Genomic DNA, 18,060 nt, shown 5'->3' with positions numbered 1-18,060 from the left:
CATGATCCGCTTCGAGAACCTGACCAAGAGCTTCTGGGTGCAGGGCGAGCGCCGGGTGGTGATCGACAATCTCAACCTGACGCTGCCCACCGGCTCGTCTCTGGCCCTGCTCGGGCGCAATGGCGCCGGGAAGTCGACGCTGATGCAGATGATCGCCGGCACCATGCGCCCCGATCGCGGCCGGATCACCTCGGACGGGACGATCTCATTCCCGGTGGGCTTTGGCGGGTCCTTCCACGGCGAACTGACGGGGGCACAGAACACCCGCTTCATTGCCCGCATCTACGGTGTCGATACCGAGGAGCTGATGGCCTTTGTCGAGGATTTCGCCGAGCTTGGCGATTTCTTCTATGAACCGATCCGGGTCTATTCCTCGGGCATGCGCTCGCGTCTCGCCTTCGGGGTGTCGATGGGCATCCGCTTCGACACCTATCTGATCGACGAGGTGACGGCGGTCGGCGACGCCTCCTTCCGGCGCAAGAGCCAGGCGGTGTTCCGGGAACGGATGAAGACCTCGGATTCGATCCTCGTCAGCCACGACATGGGGCAGATCCGCGAGATGTGCAGCGCCGGCATCGTGCTCGACCACGGCCGGCTCAATGTCTTCGACGATCTCGACGAGGCGATCGAGTATCACCGCAAGCTGATGCTGGGCTGAGGCAGCTCAGTCCTCTCCGCTCCAGCGCAGCACCTCGGCATGCGGCACATGGCGCCGCCCGGTCAGCCCGTCGCGGATCGCGCGCCCGATCAGCGCGGTGAAGCGCCCGCGCGCCCCGCCATGCGCCCGCGCCTTCATCAGCCATTTCGGCAAGATCACCAGCAGCACCGGCCAGAACATCGGTCCCGCCGCCAGCCGATAGAGCAGCAGCAGGTTGCGGTGATAGTAATAGGCCTTCCACAGCGGCCGGAACTCGCCGCGCTGCTGGCCGGAGAAGGTGCCCATGTCATGCACGAAGCGGATCCGCGGCTCGAAGCACATCCGCCCGCCCTTCGCCGTCAGCCCAAGGGTGTAAAGCCCGTCGTCGCCATAGATGAACAGGTCCGGGTCGGGATAGCCCGCCCGCGCGATCCCGGCGCGCGAGATGAAGAAGCCGACGAAGGAGGTCACGTCGATCGGGCTTGGCCGGTCGAGCGCATAGGCCGCGGGCGTCAGATGAAAGCCGCCGCGCCCGCCGCGCAGCGTGCGCAGGAATTCGCGGCCGTGCCAGAACGGGTTGCGCGAGGGGCGGTTCATCTCGCAGATCGTGCCGTTTGGGAAATAGACCGCGGCCGCCATCCCCTCGTAGCCGGTCTTGTCGAGTGCGTGGAAGGTGGCGAGCGCCCCCGGAGCGGGCGAGCCGTCATCATCCATCACCACCAGCCAGTCGGGATCGAAACGTGCCATCGCCTCGCGCATGCCGCGGGCAAAGCCGCCCGCGCCGCCGCTGTTGACCGGCTCGCGCAGCACGACGAGGCGCGGGTCCTCGAGCGTGGCAAGCCAGGCCGGGGTGCCGTCATCCGAGGCATTGTCGACGACCAGCACATGATCGAGCTCGCCCGCCGGGCTCTCGAGCAGCCGCGCCAGCGTCACCTTCAGCTTCTCGAGCCGGTTGAAGGTCACGACCACGGCGGCCAACCTGTCTGCGCCTGCTGTCCGCGTCATCTCGTCTCCGCCATCCGCCTCTCTCGGGAATAGCCAGTCCGGTACAGGCCGGCAGTCGTCAAGCCAAAACTGGGGCGTGGTGGCATGGGCAGAGAGCCGCCGAGTGCCATTGCCCTGCCCCGGCGACTGTTGCTAGGGTAAATCTGTCCTGTTTTCGGAGGCTTTCGTGCATATTCTTCTCGTCGGGGCCGGGTTGTCCGGTGCGGTGATCGGGCGGCATCTGGCCGAGGCCGGGCACCGGATCACCATCGTCGATGCCCGCGACCACGTCGCCGGCAATTGCCATACCGAGCGCGACGCGGAAACCGGCGTGATGGTGCATGTCTACGGGCCGCACATCTTCCACACCGACGATGCCGAGGTGTGGGACTACGTTAACCGCTTCGAGACCTTCCAGCCCTACAAGAACCGGGTGAAGACCACCTCGCGCGACCCGCAGGGGGAGCTGGGCGTGTTCTCGCTGCCGGTCAACCTGCACACGATCAACCAGTTCTTCCGCAAGACCCTGCGCCCCGACGAGGCCCGCGCCTTCATCACCGAGGAACAGGCCGACACCTCGATCGCCGATCCGCAGACCTTCGAGGAACAGGCGCTGCGCTTCGTCGGCCGCGATCTCTACGAGGCCTTCTTCAAGGGCTATACGATCAAGCAATGGGGGGTGCAGCCCTCCGAGCTGCCGGCCTCGATCCTGAAGCGGCTGCCGGTGCGTTTCAACTACGACGACAACTATTTCTTCCACCGGTTCCAGGGCATGCCGGAAAACGGCTATACCGCGATGGTCGAGCGCATCCTCGACCATCCGGCGATCGAGCTGCAGCTTGGCACCTCCTTCCGCCGCGACCAGGCGGGGGAGTATGACCACGTGTTCTATTCGGGCCCGCTCGATGGCTGGTTCAACTATGAACTCGGCCGGCTCGGCTATCGCACCCTCGATTTCGAGCGTTTCAGCTATCAGGGCGACTATCAGGGCTGTGCGGTGATGAATTACGGCGAGGTCGACGTGCCCTATACCCGGATCACCGAGCACAAGCATTTCGCCCCCTGGGAAAGCCACGAGGGCTCGGTGTGCTATCGCGAATTCTCGCGCGCCTGCACGCCCGAGGACATCCCCTACTATCCGATCCGTCAGGTGAGGGAGAAGGCGCTGCTGGCCGATTACGTCGCGCGTGCCGAGGCCGAGCAGGGCGTGACCTTCGTCGGCCGGCTGGGCACCTATCGCTACCTCGACATGGATGTGACGATCCGCGAGGCGCTCGATGCCGCGCGCACCTTCCTGACCCATGCCGAGGCCGGCACCGCGATGCCGGCCTTTGTCGCCGCCCCGCTCTGAGCCCCGGACCGCGGGCAAGCCGGCGGTGCCGGTGCCCGGTTACTCGAGCGTGGTGATGATGGTGCGCAGCACGTCGATGCCCTCGCCCTTTTCGGACGAGGTGACAATCAGCTCGGGATGCGCGGCCGGGTGCTTGGCAAGCGCGCCCTTGACCTGCTCGAGCACCGCCTCGCGCTCGGTGCGGCTGATCTTGTCGACCTTGGTCAGCACCACCTGGAAGGTCACCGCCGAGCGGTCGAGCAGCGTCAGGATCTCGTCATCGACCTTCTTCACGCCGTGGCGCGCGTCGATCAGCACGAAGGCGCGGCGCAGGTTCACCCGGCCCGAGAGATAGGCCTTGAGCAGATCCTGCCATTTCTTCACCACCGGCACCGGCGCCTCGGCAAAGCCATAGCCCGGAAGGTCGACGAGATAGGGCCCGCCGGTGGTGGTGAAGAAGTTGATCTCCTGCGTCCGGCCCGGCGTGTTCGAGGCGCGGGCAAGGTTCTTGCGGTTCGTCAGCGCATTGATGAGCGAGGATTTGCCCACGTTCGAGCGGCCGGCAAAGCAGACCTCGACCCGGTCGGCGGGCGGCATCCCCGACATCGCGACGACGCCCTTCAGGAAGTCGACGGGGGCGGCAAACAGCAGCCGGCCCTTCTCGCGGGCGAAATCGTCGGGCTCGGGGGCGAGGGTGAACTGCATCTGCATCAGAGGATCTCCACGGTGTCGCCGCGCGCGATCTCGCCGCCGCGGGTGACTGTCGCGTAAAGCCCGAAGAGCGTGTCGCCGTGCAGCGCCTTCAGCGCAGCGAGCGTGTCGACGTCTTCGGTGCCGGTTTCGGGATTGGCGCAGGTGGCGCGGCAGCGGGTGATCGGCGTCGCCACCTCAAGCTCGGCCGCGCCGATGCGCAGCCGCCGGCCGACGAGGTCGCGCTCGGCCCAGGGCGCCCAGCCCTCGACCCAGAGATTGCCGCGGAATCGGTGGCGCGACATCGGCGCGCCGGTCGCGGCCGAAAGCGCCTCGAGAGAGGCGAGCGACAGGATCGAGACATAGGGCTCGGAGGCGTCGGCGAGCGTCACCCCCGGCACACGCTCGACCCGGCGCGGGGCGGGGCGGTTCGCGGGCCACAGCGGCGCCAGCCAGGCGATCAGCCTTGTCTGATCCTCGGCGCGGTCGGGATCGACGGTGAGGGGCCGCAGCTCGGGATGGGTCAGCTCGATCCGGCCATCGTCCAGCATCCGCGCGCTCACCGCCATCAGCCCGGGGGCCGCGGCGCCGCGCACGAAGTTGCGTTTCGCCGTCCATTCGGTGAGCGGGCCGTCAAAGCGCGCCTCCGCATGCGAGATGGCCCAGAGCCGGTCAAAAGGCATGGCGCGCCCCTCGTCGAGGAGCGCGCCCGTGATGTCCTCGTGGCCCACCGACTTGATCGGGTGGCGCACGAGATGCGCAAGATGCGCCGTCATTTCTTCGGTTTCTCGAGCGCGGCCCTCTTGCGGAAGCCGGTCTTGATATTGCCGAAGAGATCGGGCCGTTTGCCGTGCATCGACATGATCGTGTACTGCTGGATGAAGGTGATGGTGTTGTTGCTGATCCAGTAGAGCACGAGCCCCGAGGCGAAGCTGCCCAGCATGAACATGAACACCCAGGGCATCCAGGCGAAGATCATCGCCTGGCTCGGGTCGGTCGGCGCCGGGTTCAGCTTCTGCTGGAACCACATCGAGACGCCGAGCAGGATCGGCAGCACGCCGAGCGAGAACATGAAGAACATCGAGCCCGGTTCCGGCGTGGCGAAGGGCAGCAGGCCGAAGAGGTTCAGGACCGACGACGGATCGGGCGCGGACAGGTCGCGGATCCAGCCGATGAAGGGCGCGTGATAGAGCTCGATGGTGACGTAGATCACCTTGTAGAGCGAGAAGAAGATCGGGATCTGCAGCAGCACCGGCAGACAGCCTGCGGCGGGGTTGACCTTCTCGCGCTTGTAGAGGGCCATCATCTCCTGCTGCATCTGCTGCGGGTTGCCCTTGGTGCGCTCTTTCATCGCCTCCATCTCGGGCTGCAGCTCCTTCATCTTCGCCATCGAGATGTAGGATTTGCGCGCCAGCGGGAAGACCAGGGCCTTGATGATGATGGTGAGCCCGATGATCGCCCAGCCCATTGCGCCGGGCAGGTTCAGGCCGTTCGCGCCGATTGCGCCGTGCAGCCAGTGCAGCAGGCGGAACATCGGCTTCGTCAGGAAGAAGAACCAGCCCCAGTCGATCGAGTCGACAAAGCGGGTGATGCCGGCATCGTCCTGATAGTGCTTGATCACCTCCCACTCCTTCGCACCGGCGAAGAGGCGGGTTTCGGCGACGGCCGAGGCGCCCGGGGCAACCTCCATCACCGGCAGGCGGGTCTCGGCCTGATAGAGGTCGGCGCCGGGGGTGTATTTGACGACCGAGGTGAAGGCCCCGTCCGTCGGGATCAGCGTCGTCATCCAGTATTTGTCGGTGAAGCCGATCCAGCCGTTTTCGCTTGCCGAGATCAGTTCGGCCTGGCCCTCGCCGGCGACGGCGTCGAGCTTGGTCAGGTTCTTGTACTTGATCTCTTCGAGCGTGTTGTCGGTCATCCGCACCGCACCTTCGTGCAGCACGTAGACGCGGCGGCTTTCCGGAATGCCGTGGCGGGCGATGATGCCATAGGGGGCAAGGCGCACCGGCGCGCCGGTGTTGTTCTCGACGCCCTGGGCGATGGTGAAGAGGTAGTTGTCATCGACCGAGATCGTGCGGGTGAAGCGCAGGCCCGCGCCGTTGTCCCAGCTCAGCGTGACCGGGGTCTTCGGGGTCAGCACGGCATCGGCGGGCGCGGTCCACAGCGTCTTCGGCCCGGGCACCAGCGCCGGGTCGAGCCCGCCGGCGGGCGACCAGCCATAGACCGTGTAATAGGGCTTGGCGTTCAGATCGGTGCTGCCCACCGGGGCAAGCAGGCGCACCAGCGGCGAGTCGGGCTCGAGCGTTTCCTTGTATTTCCGCAGCGACAGGTCGTCGAAGCGGCCGCCGAGCAGCGAGATCGTGCCGGTGAGCGCCGGCGTGTCGATGCGGATGCGCGGGGCATTCGCATCGCTCGTCTGGGCCGCCGCCGTCGCGGCATCGAGCGTCGCGCCGGCCACCGCAGCAGGGGCCGCGGGCGCGGCCGGGGTGGCGGTCTGTGCCGCAACCGGGGTGCCGTCTGTCGGGGCCGCGGGCTCCGGCGGGAAGAAGTAGGTCCAACCGATCAGCACGAGCGCCGAAAGGACGGTCGCGATGATGAGGTTCTTGTTCTGGCTATCCATGGGGGTCCATCCGCCTGCCGGTCCGGGTTTGCGGTGGTTCAATCGAAGGGGCGGCCAAAGGTCAAGCGCTTTTCCCCGAAATCACGAGGAAACCATGGGCTCCGGCCGGGGCGAAGGCGGGTTTGGTCCCGTCTGCGCCGCCGCCCGCCGCCCGGCTCAGCTGCCCTGGATGCGCGGCGTCGCCGCCAGCTTCTCGGTGTGGCGCTCGAGCCAGTCGAAGGTCTCCTCGAGGCGCATCGGCGGGGCGATCGCGTCGCCCTGGACGTGGTTCGCGCCGAGCTGGGAGAGCATCGCATGCTCGCCGATGCTCGATACCCCCTCGGCGAGGGTCTCGATGCCGATCTGCTCGGCCATGGTGATGATCGCAGTGACAAGGCGCTGCTGATCGGGGTCGGTGTCGACATTGCGCACAAAGCTTGCATGGATGCGCACGCGCTGCGCGCCGGTGCTGCGGATCGCGCTGACCGGCACCTCGCCGGTGCCGAGCCCGGCAAGTTCGAGCTGGCAGCCAAGCGCGGTGCAATGCACGAGATTGCGCCGGATCACCTCGTCGTCGAAGCGCGAGATCGCGCCACCGCTCAGCACCAGGCGCAGCCGCTCCGGCTCGATGTCGAAGCGTTCGAGTTCCCATTTCAGCCGCGTCGCCATTTTGGGGTTCGACAGCACCTCGGGCGAGATGCCGATCGACAGCGTGCTGACCGGCAGCCCGACCCGCTGCCAGCTGCGCAGCGCGCCGAAGCCCTGGTAGAACATCAGCTCCGCCAGCCTTTCGCGCAGCCCCTCCGAATCGATCGCGGGCAGGATCTCGGCCTCGGTGAGGATGCCGCGCTCGCGATGCAGCCAGCGCGGCACCGCCTCCATCCCCGAGACCTCGCCGGTGTCGGTGGAAAGCTGCGGGCGGAAATGGCAGACGATCTGGGCGGCTTCGAGCGCCTCGAATACCTCGGCGGCAAGCGCGCTGTGGCCGCGCTGGCTGTGCTGCACCTCGGAGGAGAAGGCGCGGATCGCGCTTGGCCCGTTGCGCCGGGCCTCTTCCGCCGCCCCCTCGGCCGCGGCGATCAGCCCGGCCCCGGTCGGCACCGGCGCGCGCCGCATCAGGCAAAAGCCGACATGGACGCTGGGCGCGAGGCTGCGCCCCTTCACCGAATAGGGTTCCTCGCAGCCGGTCTGCAGCCGCGCCGCAAGCTGGATCAGGCTTTCGAGGTCCTGCCGCTGCGTCGGGTGCAGCATCACCGCGAAGCGCGTGCCGCCGAGCCGGCCGAGCCGGTCGCTTTCGCGCACGGCGCCGCGCAGCCGGTCTGCAAGCAGTTGCAGCAGGGTTTCGAACTCGTCGGGCAGGAGCTGCCGCTCCAGCCGCTCGCTCTCGTCGCAGCCGACCACCAGGCAGGCGGTGTGCCGCCCGGTCCGCTCCGCCTCGCGCAGCAGATCCTCCATCAGCAGCTCGCTTTCGCGGCGCAGTGGCAGGCCGGTGACGCCGTCGCCGCCGGCACTGTCGGCGGCGGGGGCGAGGGGGCGGGTCAGCCAGGCGACGGCAAGCGCGGTGACGCCGATCACCAGCATCGCGTCGATGCCGAACCAGACCCCGGCCAGCAGCATCGCCGGCAGGAAGGGCAACAGTTCCTTGCGGCCGAAGACCGGCCCGATGCGCGTGCGTCGCAGGGCGCCGCCCCTGCCCATGTGCCAGAACCTGACCATCATCCTTCCCCCAAGCCGTGCCGCACGGGTCCCGCCCGCAGCCGTCACGCTAGGCCGAAGAAGTCAGCGGAAGGTTAATTCAGCCGCGCAAATCCGGGACCCCGGGGCTTGCGGGCATCCCCTCGGCCGGCGCGCCGCGCATCAGCGCCGCGAAGTCGAAGATCGAGGGGTCGCACAGATGCGACGGGCGCACGTTCATCAGGGCGCGGAACATGATCTGCCGCCGGCCCGGGCTGCGCGCTTCCCAGCCGTCGAGAATCTGTTTCACCTGAACGCGTTGCAGCCCTTCCTGACTGCCGCACAGATCGCAGGGGATGATCGGATAGTGCATGGCGCGGGCGAATCGCTCGCAATCGGCCTCGGCAACGAAGGCGAGCGGGCGGTAGACGAAGAGATCCCCTTCCTCGTTCACCAGCTTCGGCGGCATCGTCGCCAGACGCCCGCCGTGGAACAGGTTCATGAAGAAGGTCTCGAGGATGTCGTCGCGGTGATGGCCCAGAACGACGGCGGAACAGCCCTCCTCGCGCGCGATGCGGTAGAGGTTGCCGCGCCGCAGCCGCGAGCACAGCGAGCAATAGGTGCGGCCCTCGGGGATCTTCTCCTTCACCACCGAATAGGTGTCCTGATACTCGATCCGGTGCGGCACGCCCATGTCCTCGAGGAACTTCGGCAGCACCGTCGAGGGAAAGCCGGGCTGGCCCTGATCGAGGTTGCAGGCGAGCAGGTCGACCGGCAGCAGGCCGCGCCATTTCAGCTCGTGCAGCACGGCAAGCAGCGTGTAGCTGTCCTTGCCGCCCGACAGGCACACCAGCCAGCGCGCGCCGCGCTCGATCATGCCGTATTTCTCGATCGCGTCGCGGGTCTCGCGCACGATGCGCTTGCGCAGCTTCTTGAACTCGGTCGAGGAGGGGGCGCCGGCAAACAGCGGATGGATCGGGGCGTCTTCGTCGTCAAGCATGGTCATGGTCCTTGCAGCGGCGGTGCGCGTCGAAGTCGGGGTCGGCGCCGGGCACGGGATCATAGCCGTGCCCGCCCCATGGATGGCAGCTGAGCACGCGTTTTGCCGCGAGATAGGCCCCCTTCAGCGCGCCATGCCGTTCGAGCGCCTCGAGCGCATAGGCTGAACAGGTGGGCTGATAGCGGCAGCCGTGTCCGACCCAGGGGCTGAAGAACAGCCGGTAGGCGCGCACCGGAAGGGCGACGATCTGCGCAAGCGGGCTCATCCCTTGCCCCGGCGCCGGCCCTTGGCCGGTTCGGTGCGCGGTCGGGCCTGCTGGGCGCGGCCGGAATGGACATCGCGCAGCGCGCGGGCCAGATCGGCCTGCAGCGCGGCGAAATCGCGGCTGATGGTCGCCTCGGGGCGGCCGACGAGCACGTAATCCCAGCCGGGCTGCGCGAGCCCCGTCAGCACCAGCCGTGCGATCTCGCGCAGGCGGCGCCGGGCGCGGTTGCGCAGCACGGAATTGCCGACCTTCTTCGAGCAGGTGAAGCCCACCCGCACGAGGCCGGGCAGGGCGGTTTCCTCCGGCCGGCGCGCACGGGCCTGCAGCAGGAAACCCGGGGTTCCCTGACGCAGCGCCGCGGCGGCGCGCAGAAAATCCGCCCGCTTGCGCAGCACTTCGATGCGCGGCACGGGGGCGGTCTCCGGATAAACGGAAACCGCCGGGGCGCTGCCCGCGCCCCGACCCTGCGGGTCAGTCACGGGAGCCTCCGGCGGTGTCATGGCGTGCAGATCTGTACGGCCTTACGCCGACAGAACCTTACGGCCCTTGGCGCGACGGGCGTTAAGGACCTTACGGCCGCCCTTGGTCGCCATGCGCGCGCGGAAGCCGTGACGGCGGGCGCGCACGAGTTTCGACGGCTGGTAGGTGCGTTTCATCGCGGTTACTCCGGTTCGTTCTACGGTCGGGCAACACAAACCTGCCGGATTCGGCTGCCGCTCATATTCGAGGCCCGTGCTTTAGGGGCAACCGGGCGGCAAGTCAATTGATCTGTGCGTCTTTTTCTCGCGCCGCTGCGCTTGTGGTCGCTCACGGCAGGGCAGCAGCGATGCGCGCCCTTCCGCCCGCCGCCGGTGGCACCTATTTATTCGCGGTAACAACTGGTATTTCATGCGAAATGCCGCGTTCGGTGTTACAGGCGGGGAAAGGGCCCGCGGCAGGCGGCCCGCAGCACGTATCAGGATGAAGATCAACACACTCTCCGGCCGGTTCCTTTTGCTCACGACGGTCTTCGTCGTGCTGGCCGAAGTGCTCATCCTTCTGCCGGGCCTTGCCAATTTCCGCGAGGACTACCTGCTGACGCGACTCGAGCGGGCGCAGATCGCCTCGCTCGCGCTGCTGACGACCGATCAGATGATCGAGCCGGACCTCGAGCAGGAGCTGTTGAACAACGCCGGCGTCTACAACGTCGTGCTGCGCCGCGATGCGGTGCGGCAGCTGGTTCTGTCCTCGCCGATCCCGCAGCCGATCGCCGACACCTACGACCTGCGCGAATCGACGTTCTGGACCCGGGTGCGCGATGCGCTCTCGGTTCTGGCCGATCCCGAGAATCACGTGATCCGGGTGATCGGCGATCCGGTGCAGAAGGGCGGGCTGGTGATCGAAGTCACGCTCGCCACCGGGCCGATGCGGATCGCGATGATCGAATACGGGCTGCGCCTGCTGTCGCTCTCGGCGATGGTCTCGGTGATCACCGCCTTCTTGCTGTTCTGGCTGGTGCGGCGGCTGATGGTGGTGCCGATCAAGCGCGTCGTCGCCCATATGGCGGCCTATGCCGAGGCACCCGAGGATGCGCGCCGGATCATCGCCCCCGAAGCCAGCATCGAGGAGCTGCGCGTGGCCGAGGATGCGCTGGCCTCGATGCAGCGCCAGCTGACCGCCGCGCTGAAACAGAAGGAGCGACTCGCCCAGCTCGGGCAGGCGGTGGCGAAGATCAGCCACGATCTGCGCAACATCCTGACCACGGCGCAGCTTTTCGCCGACCGCATGGAGGGCTCGGACGATCCGGTGGTGCAGCGCGCTGCGCCGAAGCTGATGAACTCGATCGGTCGCGCGGTGAACCTGTGCGAGACGACGCTCGCCTTCGGCCGGGCCGAGGAATCGCCGCCCAGCCTGTGCCGCTTCCCGCTCGCCGCGCTGGTGCAGGAGGTGACGGAAAGCGAGCAGCCGCCGGCCGATGCCGCGCAGATCGACTTCGTCACCGATGTGCCGCCCGCGCTCGAGATCCGGGCCGATCGCGAACAGCTCTACCGCGTGCTGTCGAACCTCGTGCGCAACGCGCGGCAGGCGATCGAGGCGACGGGCAAGCCCGGCACCATCGAGATCGGCGCGGGGGAAGAGCCCGAGGGCTGGTGGATCCGGGTGCAGGACACCGGCCCCGGCCTGCCCGAGCGCGCCCGCGAGCACCTGTTCCAGCCGTTCTCGGGCGGGGTGAAGAAGGGCGGCACCGGGCTGGGTCTCGCGATTTCGGCGGAACTCATCCGCGGCCATGGCGGGCGGCTTGACCTCGTGCGCACCGATGCCGACGGCACCGAGTTCAAGATGCACCTGCCGCGCGAATTCGCGATCGCGTCGCAGGACTAGCCGGCCTGCGACGTCCTGTCGCGACGGAACCGGGCCGGGCGGGCGTTCCACCGCCAGCAATGTTGCGAAAGGCCAAAACCGTGTCTCTGCGTTCCTGGGCTACCCCGCTCGTCATCGGCTCCTTCCTCCTGATGGGGGTGACCGGGGTGCTGATGTTCTTCCATCTCGACACCGCGACGATGAAGACGGTGCACGAATGGGCAGGTTTCGTTCTGGTGGCGGGCGCCATCGCCCATCTGGTGCTCAACTGGCGTCCCTTCACGCTGTATCTGCGCCGGCCGCTCGCCGCGGCGATCATCGGGCTTGGCGCGCTCGCGCTGGTCGCGACCTTCGTGCCGAATCTGATCCCCGGCGTGGTCGAGGGGGCGGGGCTTGGCCCGAAGGTGGTGATGGATGCGATGGGCAATGCCACGATCCCCGCGCTTGCCGAGATGGCGGGCAAGCCCACCGACACGCTGCTGGCCGAGTTCGAGGCCGCCGGGCTGACCGGCATCGACCCGGCGAAAACCGTCAGGCAGAACGCCGCGGGCGACGGCGGCAAGCTGCGCGAGATCCTGAGCGTCGCGCTGGTGCCGCAGGGCTGAGCCGCAGGGCGCGCAAAAGGCCCGCCGGATGGGCGGGTGAAAAAACTTTCCGAAAATCCGGATTTAGCCCTTGCGCCCCCCCGAAGCAGAGGCTAAATCCCGCCGCACAGTGCACCCGTAGCTCAGCTGGATAGAGCATCAGACTACGAATCTGAGGGTCGGGCGTTCGAATCGCTCCGGGTGCACCACTTCCCCTCTCTGTCAGACGTCATCTCTGCTTTGCCGGCTTTTGGGGCCGCAAATCTGCCCTGTTCGGCGGATGTCTTCTGGTCTCTGGCGTGGGCCACCCGATCGCGCTGCGGCGCGTGAGGCGGGGCGAGCCCGGTTTCCTGCCGGCTCTGGCCTGTTGCGCCGGCCCCGCACCCTTCCGCACGATCCGGTCTCGTCTTTTCGCCGCTTCCTGGCGGCAGGGCCTGTTGCCTGTCCCTTGCGCTGACGTGACGTCTGTCGTGGGGCGGGGCGGGGCTGGCGAGTGCTGAGGCTTTTCCTGCCGCTGTGTTGTGCCTAAGCTGAAAAAGGCCGTCCCGGAGGTGGATGGGACAGAAATGAGGAGCTTTCCCGTGGCAAGCTGGACCGTGTGTTCAACCGTGGCGGAACCCCCCGAGCTGCTCTGTGCCTTCGCGGCGCATTATCTCGACCTCGGGGCCGAGGAGGTGCATCTCTTTCTGGATGCCCCCGACGAAGAGACGATCGACATCCTCTCGGCCATGGACGGGGTGCGGCTGACGCTGTGCACCGACGAATACTGGCGGGAGGTTGGCGGCAGCCGGCCGCAGGGGCAGGTGATGCGGCAGTTGCGGAACGCCAACCTCGGCTATGCCGAGTGTCGGAGCGACTGGTTCTTCTTCTGTGACGCGGATGAATTCCTCGCGGTCTCGCGCGATGTGGGGGCGCTGCTGGACGGTTTGCCCGGCACCTTGCCCTTCTGCCGCCCGAGGATGAGCGAGCGGGTCTTCTCCGAGGCCAGCCCGCAGCAGGGGCTTTTCGATGGCCGTTACCGGCGGATGCTGTTGCGCCCGGCAGCCGAGCGCAGGGTCTATGGCGAGCTGGCGCCGATGGTGACCCGGGGGCTGACGGGCCATGTGGCGGGCAAATCCTTTGTCCGGACCGGGCAGGACCTGCGTATCCGGATTCATTTTCCCGTGCCGCTGAGCGAAAAGGAGGAAGCCCTGCGCAAGGCCGGCGGCGACCTCGTTCCCGGTCCCTATCTGGACGAGAGCTGGCTGGTGCATTTCGACGGCATGACGCCGCTGCACTGGCAGCTGAAGCTGCTGCGCTACTATCTGTCCTATGCGCCGCAGTTGAAGGCCGAGGGCCGGACCGGGTTCCTGCAGCGCACCCCCGCACGTTCGGCGCAGCTGATGGCGCTTTACGAGAGCAGCGGTGACCCGGCCGAATTGGCGCGACTGCTGCGTCTGATCCGTCTGACCCCGGAGATGGTGGCGGAGCTGGAGCAGATCGACGGCTTTCTCGACCTGTCCCTTGATCCGACCGCTTCCGCGCGCGACCGCGCGGGGCGGAACATGACCTTCAGCGCGGCGAATTTCGACGCCGTCCTGCGGGCGCGGCACGGGGAGCTGATCCGCGAATACGGGCTTCTGGGATGACCGTCCCGGTCGCTCGGTCATCCGCCGTCAAGGGCGGTGACCGCGGTCTTGGGCGGGCGTGCCGCGGCGCTGCGGGAGGCGCGGCGCAGGCACACGGCCCGCGCGCGTCAGCCCTGCATTTCCGGGGAGGGCGGCTCCCTGCTCATCGGGGTGACAGCGCAATTGCGAGAGGGGGCAAAACCTGCCAAATGTTGGGGTGATCGGTATTTCCCCGCTCAGACCCCGCGATCCGTCTGTTCAAAAGGAAGATCCATGCAAAGGAAACTTTTCCTGCATATCGGCAGCCATCGTACGGCAACCACCTCCATCCAGCAATTTATGCATCAGAATTTCGAGCCGCTGAAAAAGCAGGGAATTTTCTACCCGCTTCGGGTGCCCCGGCATATCCGCCTGATGAACGAGATCTTCTCGGGTCGGGACAAGGCGGGGGATGTCGCCATCAGCCTGAGCCGCCGGGCGGACAATCAGCCCGAGGACATCCACACGCTGGTGCTGAGCGATGAAGATGTCAGCATGCGTCGGGATCTGCGCGCCCTGGTGCCCTTCACCGAACGTTTCGACGTCAAGATCATCTATTCGATGCGGCGTCAGGACCTCTGGCTGGAAAGCTGGTACTTCCAGAACATCAAGTGGCAGTGGAACCCGGCGCTGAGCCATTGCACCTTCGAGGAGTTCCTGCAGCAGCGTGACGCCTTCCACTGGATCCACTACGATCGCTTCGTCCGCCATCTCGAAGATCTCTTCGGGGCCGAGAACCTGATCCTGAACGTGTTCGAGAAGCAGCAGATGCCGGAGGGGCCGGTTGTCACCTTCTGCAACAGCATCGGGCTGACCGATCTGACGGGGTTCCCGCCGCCGCCGCATGTCAATTCGTCGATGTCGGCAGAGATGGTGGAATTCGTCCGCCACATGCCGCTCGACAGCCTGGAGCCGCCGGAGCGTGATCTGCTGCGGCGGGCCCTCGAACAGGTCGACCGCGACATCCTGGGCCATACCGGCAAGCAGAGCGAACAGTTGCTGCCCCGGGATCTCCGGGAGGCGATCCTTGCCGAATATGCCGAGGGCAATGCCGCGATCGCCAGGCGGTATTTCGACCGGGAAACGCTGTTCCTGGATCCGCTGCCCGCCGCCGATGCGCCGCTCGCCAAGCTGGAGATCCCGCAAGACAGCGCGGCGCTGATGCAGCGCTTCGTTGCGCCGCTGCTGCAGCAACTGGTGGCCAATGGCACGATCTCGGCAGCCAACAAGGCTGCGCCTCCGCAGGATCGGACATGAGATGACGGATCAAGGCACTCAGCAGGGCACCGTTCTGCAGGGCCTGATATGGCCCGAGGCCGGGCTTTGCACGGAACGCGATCTCTACATGCGGCTCTCCGACCGGGCCGCGATGTCGCAGCGCGACCACGAGATCTACTTCCTGAAGGGGGGGCAGGCCTCCTTCAACACCTATTACAACCTCTTCAACGTCGGGAAGTGGTCGAAGAACTGTAACCTCAGGACCCTGTCGCTTGCGCTCGAGGGCGAGGGCACCTTCGAACTGATTGTCTTCCTCGTTCAGCCCGAGCGCTCCTGGGAGCGTCTGGCAAACGAGGTGGTGACGCTGACGCCCGGCCGGCCGCTGTCGGTGCGGCTCGACACGCCGCACGGGTTCGACAGCCGCGGCGTCGCCTTCTTCGAACTGCGGGCCCTCGATGATGCCGGCGGCCGGCTGCGCGCCGCATCCTGGCAGACCGCGGATGCCCCCGCCCGCACCCCCGAGCTGATGCTCTCGATCACCACCTTCCGGCGCGAGGCCGCCGTGGCCCGCACCGTGGCCCGCTTCGAGGCGTTCCTGAGCCGTTCGGCGCTGGCCGATCACCTCCATCTCACCGTGGTGGACAATGGTCAGAGCGCGGCGATTCCCGTCTCGGATCACGTCACGCTGGTGCCGAATGAAAACCTTGGCGGCTCGGGCGGCTTTGCCCGCGGGCTGCTCGAGGCGCAGAACCGGGGCGCCAGCCATTGCCTGTTCATGGACGACGATGCGGCCGTCCACATGGAGGCGATCGAACGGACCTGGATGTTCCTCGCCTATGCGACCGATCCGAAGACCGCGGTCGCGGGGGCTGTCTCGAATGCCCAGCACCGCTGGCAGCTGTGGGAGAACGGCGCGCTCTTCGACAAGGTCTGCCAGCCGCAGCATATCGGGCTCGATCTGCGCGACTTCGGCCAGGTCCTGCAGCTCGAGTTCGACAGCACCGCGACGCAACCGCACAACTTCTATGGCGGTTGGTGGTATTTCGCCTTCCCGGTCGCGGAAGTGACCCATATGCCCTTCCCCTTCTTCGTGCGCGGCGACGATGTCAGTTTCAGCCTCGTGCATGATTTCAACATCGTGACGCTGCCCGGGGTGATTTCCTATCAGGACGAGGATTTCTCGGTGAAGGAGAGCCCTCTCACCGTCTATCTCGACCTGCGCAGCCACATGGCGCACCATCTCGCGCTGAGCTCGATGGAGATCGGGCGCAAGGGGCTGGCAGGGATCATGCTGCGCTTCTATCTGCGCAGCCTGCTGTCGTGCCATTACGAGACCCTCGAGGCCGTGGCACTGGCGCTCGAGGACGTGCAGGCGGGTCCGGGCTATTTCGCGGGCAATGCCGACGTGGCCGCCCGGCGCAAGCAGATCGGCGCGCTGACCGTTGCCGAACGCTGGAAGCCCGAGGAGAGCGAGGCGGCGCAGCGCGGCCGGGGCCGGGGCTGGTTGTCGCCGCACCGGCGGCTGTCGCGCGCCTTCATGAAGATCACCCTGAACGGCCACCTGCTGCCCGGCTTCCGGCTGATCGGCAACCGGATCGTCCTGCCTGCCGCGGCCCGCGGCCAGATCCGTCCGATCTGGGGGGCGATGGACATCGCCTATGTCTCCATCGACGGCAAGCGCAGCTACACGGTCCGGCATTCGAAGCGCCGTGCCGTTCAGGTCAGCTTGCCCATCCTGCGCAGCATGTGGCGGATCTGGCGGGGCTACGACGGGCTGCGGGAGACGTGGCGGTCCGGCTACGAGACCCTGACCGCCCGTCAGTTCTGGCAGGCCCGCCTCGGCGCCGAGACCGGCCAGGGGGCACAAGCCGAGGCCCCGGTGTCGGCTGCTGCCACGGGCGAGAGCGCGGCCTGATTGCCGCGCGGCGACTCGGGCGGGCAGTGTGGCCTGCCCGTGTGGCGCCAAGGGTGCCCGGCGGGTGCCCGGCGCGGACTGCCTGGGTGAGACCTGAACGCACCCCTGCCGCGGCCGCGGCGCCGCCGGCCGGGGGAGCGCAGCCTGCAGCGGCGCCCTCATCGGGCATCTTCATCGAAGTCGCTGAAAAGATTTGGAGGCGGGTACCGGAATCGAACCGGTCTTCACGGATTTGCAATCCGCTGCGTAACCTCTCCGCCAACCCGCCAGCCTCAAGGTTGTCCTCACCTAAACAATCGCGCGCGCTCGCGCAAGTGGTCTTGCACAATCCCCGGCGCGGCACCGCGGCATCTGTTGCCCCGCCTGTTTTTCTGTGGCACAACCGATCTCAGGCACACCAGACCGAAGAGTTCAGAAGATGCAAGATTTCGCCACGCGACGCACGATGATGGTGGATACTCAGGTCCGCCCCAATGACGTGACGAAATTCCCGATCATCGAGGCAATGCTCGCCGTGCCGCGCGAGGACTTCGTGCCCCCCGCGCGCCGCGAGGCTGCCTATATCGGGGAGAACGTTCCGCTGGCGCCGGGTCGCGTCCTGCTCGAGCCGCGCAGCTTTGCCAAGATGCTCGACGCCCTAGACATCCAGCCCACCGATCTCGTCCTCGATGTCGGCTGCGGCCTCGGCTATTCGAGCGCGGTGATCGCGCGCATGGCCGAAGCTGTGGTGGCGCTTGAAGAGGGCGACATGGCGACGCTTGCCGAGGCCGCGCTCGCCCGCGTCGGCGCCGACAATGCCGCCGTCGTTGCCGCCCCGCTCGCGGCCGGTTCCGACAAGCACGGCCCCTATGACGTGATCCTTCTCGAAGGTGGGGTCGAAACCGTGCCTGCCGCGATTCTCGGCCAGCTGAAGGACGGTGGCCGCATTGCCGCGATCTTCATGCAGGGCGCGCTCGGCGTGGCGCGGCTTGGCCGCAAGATCGACGGCGAGATCGCCTGGCGGGACATCTTCAATGCGGCCGCGCCGGTGATCCCGGGCTTCGTCGCGGAAAAAGAGTTCGTGCTCTGAGCCCGGCTTCGCGGTATTCAGGGCTCATATAGACGGATTGGAATATCTGGGCCGTGCCGCGGCCCGGAGCCCGGAGCGCCAAAAGAAGCGACCGGCACGCCCCCAGATG

Annotated in this window: 17 protein-coding genes and 2 tRNA genes; 9 read left to right on the top strand and 10 right to left on the bottom strand. The window is 67.1% G+C overall.

What is annotated here, in order from left to right:
- Window position 1 precedes the first annotated feature (1 nt).
- Window positions 2-658, top strand: coding sequence for an ABC transporter ATP-binding protein (locus EOW66_RS12235; RefSeq protein ID WP_113900596.1), 657 nt, complete (start codon window positions 2-4; stop codon window positions 656-658).
- 6 nt (window positions 659-664) lie between these two features.
- Here the strand turns inward: EOW66_RS12235 and EOW66_RS12230 are convergent, their stop codons facing one another.
- Window positions 665-1,642: a glycosyltransferase gene (locus tag EOW66_RS12230; protein WP_128156612.1), complete on the bottom strand. Its 978-nt coding sequence runs from the start codon at window positions 1,640-1,642 to the stop codon at window positions 665-667.
- Window positions 1,643-1,808: 166 nt separating this feature from the next.
- Here EOW66_RS12230 and glf point away from each other — a divergent pair, with 166 nt between their 5' ends.
- Window positions 1,809-2,972 (top strand): UDP-galactopyranose mutase, encoded by a 1,164-nt coding sequence (gene glf / locus EOW66_RS12225; RefSeq protein ID WP_128156611.1) that lies wholly within the window; start codon window positions 1,809-1,811, stop codon window positions 2,970-2,972.
- A gap of 39 nt (window positions 2,973-3,011) precedes the next feature.
- Here glf and yihA read toward each other — a convergent pair whose 3' ends face one another.
- The 8 genes from yihA to rpmH all read right to left on the bottom strand — a co-directional run bounded on the left by yihA (window position 3,012) and on the right by rpmH (window position 9,835).
- Entirely contained in the window at window positions 3,012-3,662 is a 651-nt protein-coding gene (gene yihA / locus EOW66_RS12220; RefSeq protein ID WP_128156610.1) for a ribosome biogenesis GTP-binding protein YihA/YsxC, read from the bottom strand.
- Window positions 3,662-4,417, bottom strand: coding sequence for an MOSC domain-containing protein (locus EOW66_RS12215; protein ID WP_128156609.1), 756 nt, complete (start codon window positions 4,415-4,417; stop codon window positions 3,662-3,664). Before EOW66_RS12215 ends, yihA begins: the two co-directional genes overlap by 1 nt.
- Window positions 4,414-6,261, bottom strand: coding sequence for a membrane protein insertase YidC (gene yidC, locus EOW66_RS12210; protein ID WP_128156608.1), 1,848 nt, complete (start codon window positions 6,259-6,261; stop codon window positions 4,414-4,416). Before yidC ends, EOW66_RS12215 begins: the two co-directional genes overlap by 4 nt.
- A 156-nt stretch (window positions 6,262-6,417) precedes the next feature.
- Window positions 6,418-7,956 (bottom strand): EAL domain-containing protein, encoded by a 1,539-nt coding sequence (locus EOW66_RS12205; RefSeq protein WP_164881108.1) that lies wholly within the window; start codon window positions 7,954-7,956, stop codon window positions 6,418-6,420.
- A 79-nt stretch (window positions 7,957-8,035) separates the two neighbouring features.
- Window positions 8,036-8,914 carry a tRNA 2-thiocytidine(32) synthetase TtcA gene (ttcA, locus tag EOW66_RS12200; RefSeq protein WP_128156606.1) on the bottom strand — a complete coding sequence of 293 codons (879 nt, stop codon included), beginning with the start codon at window positions 8,912-8,914 and terminating at the stop codon, window positions 8,036-8,038.
- Window positions 8,907-9,179: a membrane protein insertion efficiency factor YidD gene (gene yidD / locus EOW66_RS12195; RefSeq protein WP_113900588.1), complete on the bottom strand. Its 273-nt coding sequence runs from the start codon at window positions 9,177-9,179 to the stop codon at window positions 8,907-8,909. The genes ttcA and yidD overlap by 8 nt, the downstream gene beginning before the upstream one ends.
- Window positions 9,176-9,679 (bottom strand): ribonuclease P protein component, encoded by a 504-nt coding sequence (rnpA, locus tag EOW66_RS12190; protein ID WP_128156605.1) that lies wholly within the window; start codon window positions 9,677-9,679, stop codon window positions 9,176-9,178. Before rnpA ends, yidD begins: the two co-directional genes overlap by 4 nt.
- A 21-nt stretch (window positions 9,680-9,700) precedes the next feature.
- On the bottom strand, window positions 9,701-9,835 hold the full coding sequence (gene rpmH / locus EOW66_RS12185; RefSeq protein WP_076483939.1) for a 50S ribosomal protein L34: 135 nt from the start codon (window positions 9,833-9,835) through the stop codon (window positions 9,701-9,703).
- Window positions 9,836-10,139: 304 nt separating this feature from the next.
- Here rpmH and EOW66_RS12180 point away from each other — a divergent pair, with 304 nt between their 5' ends.
- From EOW66_RS12180 to EOW66_RS12155, 6 genes are all read left to right on the top strand, one after another.
- Window positions 10,140-11,540: a sensor histidine kinase gene (locus tag EOW66_RS12180; protein ID WP_128156604.1), complete on the top strand. Its 1,401-nt coding sequence runs from the start codon at window positions 10,140-10,142 to the stop codon at window positions 11,538-11,540.
- A gap of 80 nt (window positions 11,541-11,620) precedes the next feature.
- The gene (locus tag EOW66_RS20510) at window positions 11,621-12,124 is read left to right on the top strand and encodes a DUF4405 domain-containing protein (RefSeq protein WP_239017575.1); all 504 of its coding nucleotides are present in this window, start codon (window positions 11,621-11,623) and stop codon (window positions 12,122-12,124) included.
- A 111-nt stretch (window positions 12,125-12,235) separates the two neighbouring features.
- Window positions 12,236-12,312: transfer RNA gene (locus EOW66_RS12170), tRNA-Arg, on the top strand.
- 372 nt (window positions 12,313-12,684) lie between these two features.
- Window positions 12,685-13,731, top strand: coding sequence for a glycosyltransferase family 2 protein (locus EOW66_RS12165; RefSeq protein ID WP_164881107.1), 1,047 nt, complete (start codon window positions 12,685-12,687; stop codon window positions 13,729-13,731).
- A gap of 252 nt (window positions 13,732-13,983) precedes the next feature.
- Complete coding sequence (locus EOW66_RS12160; protein ID WP_128156602.1) at window positions 13,984-15,006, top strand: hypothetical protein; 1,023 nt, start codon at window positions 13,984-13,986, stop codon at window positions 15,004-15,006.
- 1 nt (window position 15,007) lies between these two features.
- The gene (locus EOW66_RS12155) at window positions 15,008-16,882 is read left to right on the top strand and encodes a glycosyltransferase (protein WP_128156601.1); all 1,875 of its coding nucleotides are present in this window, start codon (window positions 15,008-15,010) and stop codon (window positions 16,880-16,882) included.
- A gap of 194 nt (window positions 16,883-17,076) precedes the next feature.
- Here EOW66_RS12155 and EOW66_RS12150 read toward each other — a convergent pair.
- A tRNA-Cys gene (locus tag EOW66_RS12150) sits at window positions 17,077-17,150 on the bottom strand.
- Between the two features lie 150 nt (window positions 17,151-17,300).
- Here EOW66_RS12150 and EOW66_RS12145 point away from each other — a divergent pair.
- Window positions 17,301-17,951, top strand: a complete 651-nt coding sequence (locus tag EOW66_RS12145; RefSeq protein ID WP_128156600.1) for a protein-L-isoaspartate O-methyltransferase family protein — start codon at window positions 17,301-17,303, stop codon at window positions 17,949-17,951.
- Window positions 17,952-18,060: the final 109 nt, after the last annotated feature.

The organism is Paenirhodobacter huangdaonensis (assembly GCF_004022465.1).
GTDB classification, from domain to species: domain Bacteria; phylum Pseudomonadota; class Alphaproteobacteria; order Rhodobacterales; family Rhodobacteraceae; genus Rhodobacter; species Rhodobacter huangdaonensis.
This window is presented reverse-complemented; position numbering and strand designations above follow the sequence as displayed.

Coding starts and splice junctions, on each gene's coding strand:
- EOW66_RS12235 (WP_113900596.1), top strand. CDS start 2: ATGATCCGCTTCGAGAACCTGACCAAGAGCTTCTGGGTGCAGGGCGAG.
- EOW66_RS12230 (WP_128156612.1), bottom strand. CDS start 1,642: ATGACGCGGACAGCAGGCGCAGACAGGTTGGCCGCCGTGGTCGTGACC.
- yihA (WP_128156610.1), bottom strand. CDS start 3,662: ATGCAGATGCAGTTCACCCTCGCCCCCGAGCCCGACGATTTCGCCCGC.
- EOW66_RS12215 (WP_128156609.1), bottom strand. CDS start 4,417: ATGACGGCGCATCTTGCGCATCTCGTGCGCCACCCGATCAAGTCGGTG.
- yidC (WP_128156608.1), bottom strand. CDS start 6,261: ATGGATAGCCAGAACAAGAACCTCATCATCGCGACCGTCCTTTCGGCG.
- EOW66_RS12205 (WP_164881108.1), bottom strand. CDS start 7,956: ATGGTCAGGTTCTGGCACATGGGCAGGGGCGGCGCCCTGCGACGCACG.
- ttcA (WP_128156606.1), bottom strand. CDS start 8,914: ATGCTTGACGACGAAGACGCCCCGATCCATCCGCTGTTTGCCGGCGCC.
- yidD (WP_113900588.1), bottom strand. CDS start 9,179: ATGAGCCCGCTTGCGCAGATCGTCGCCCTTCCGGTGCGCGCCTACCGG.
- rnpA (WP_128156605.1), bottom strand. CDS start 9,679: ATGACACCGCCGGAGGCTCCCGTGACTGACCCGCAGGGTCGGGGCGCG.
- rpmH (WP_076483939.1), bottom strand. CDS start 9,835: ATGAAACGCACCTACCAGCCGTCGAAACTCGTGCGCGCCCGCCGTCAC.
- EOW66_RS12180 (WP_128156604.1), top strand. CDS start 10,140: ATGAAGATCAACACACTCTCCGGCCGGTTCCTTTTGCTCACGACGGTC.
- EOW66_RS12160 (WP_128156602.1), top strand. CDS start 13,984: ATGCAAAGGAAACTTTTCCTGCATATCGGCAGCCATCGTACGGCAACC.
- EOW66_RS12155 (WP_128156601.1), top strand. CDS start 15,008: ATGACGGATCAAGGCACTCAGCAGGGCACCGTTCTGCAGGGCCTGATA.
- EOW66_RS12145 (WP_128156600.1), top strand. CDS start 17,301: ATGCAAGATTTCGCCACGCGACGCACGATGATGGTGGATACTCAGGTC.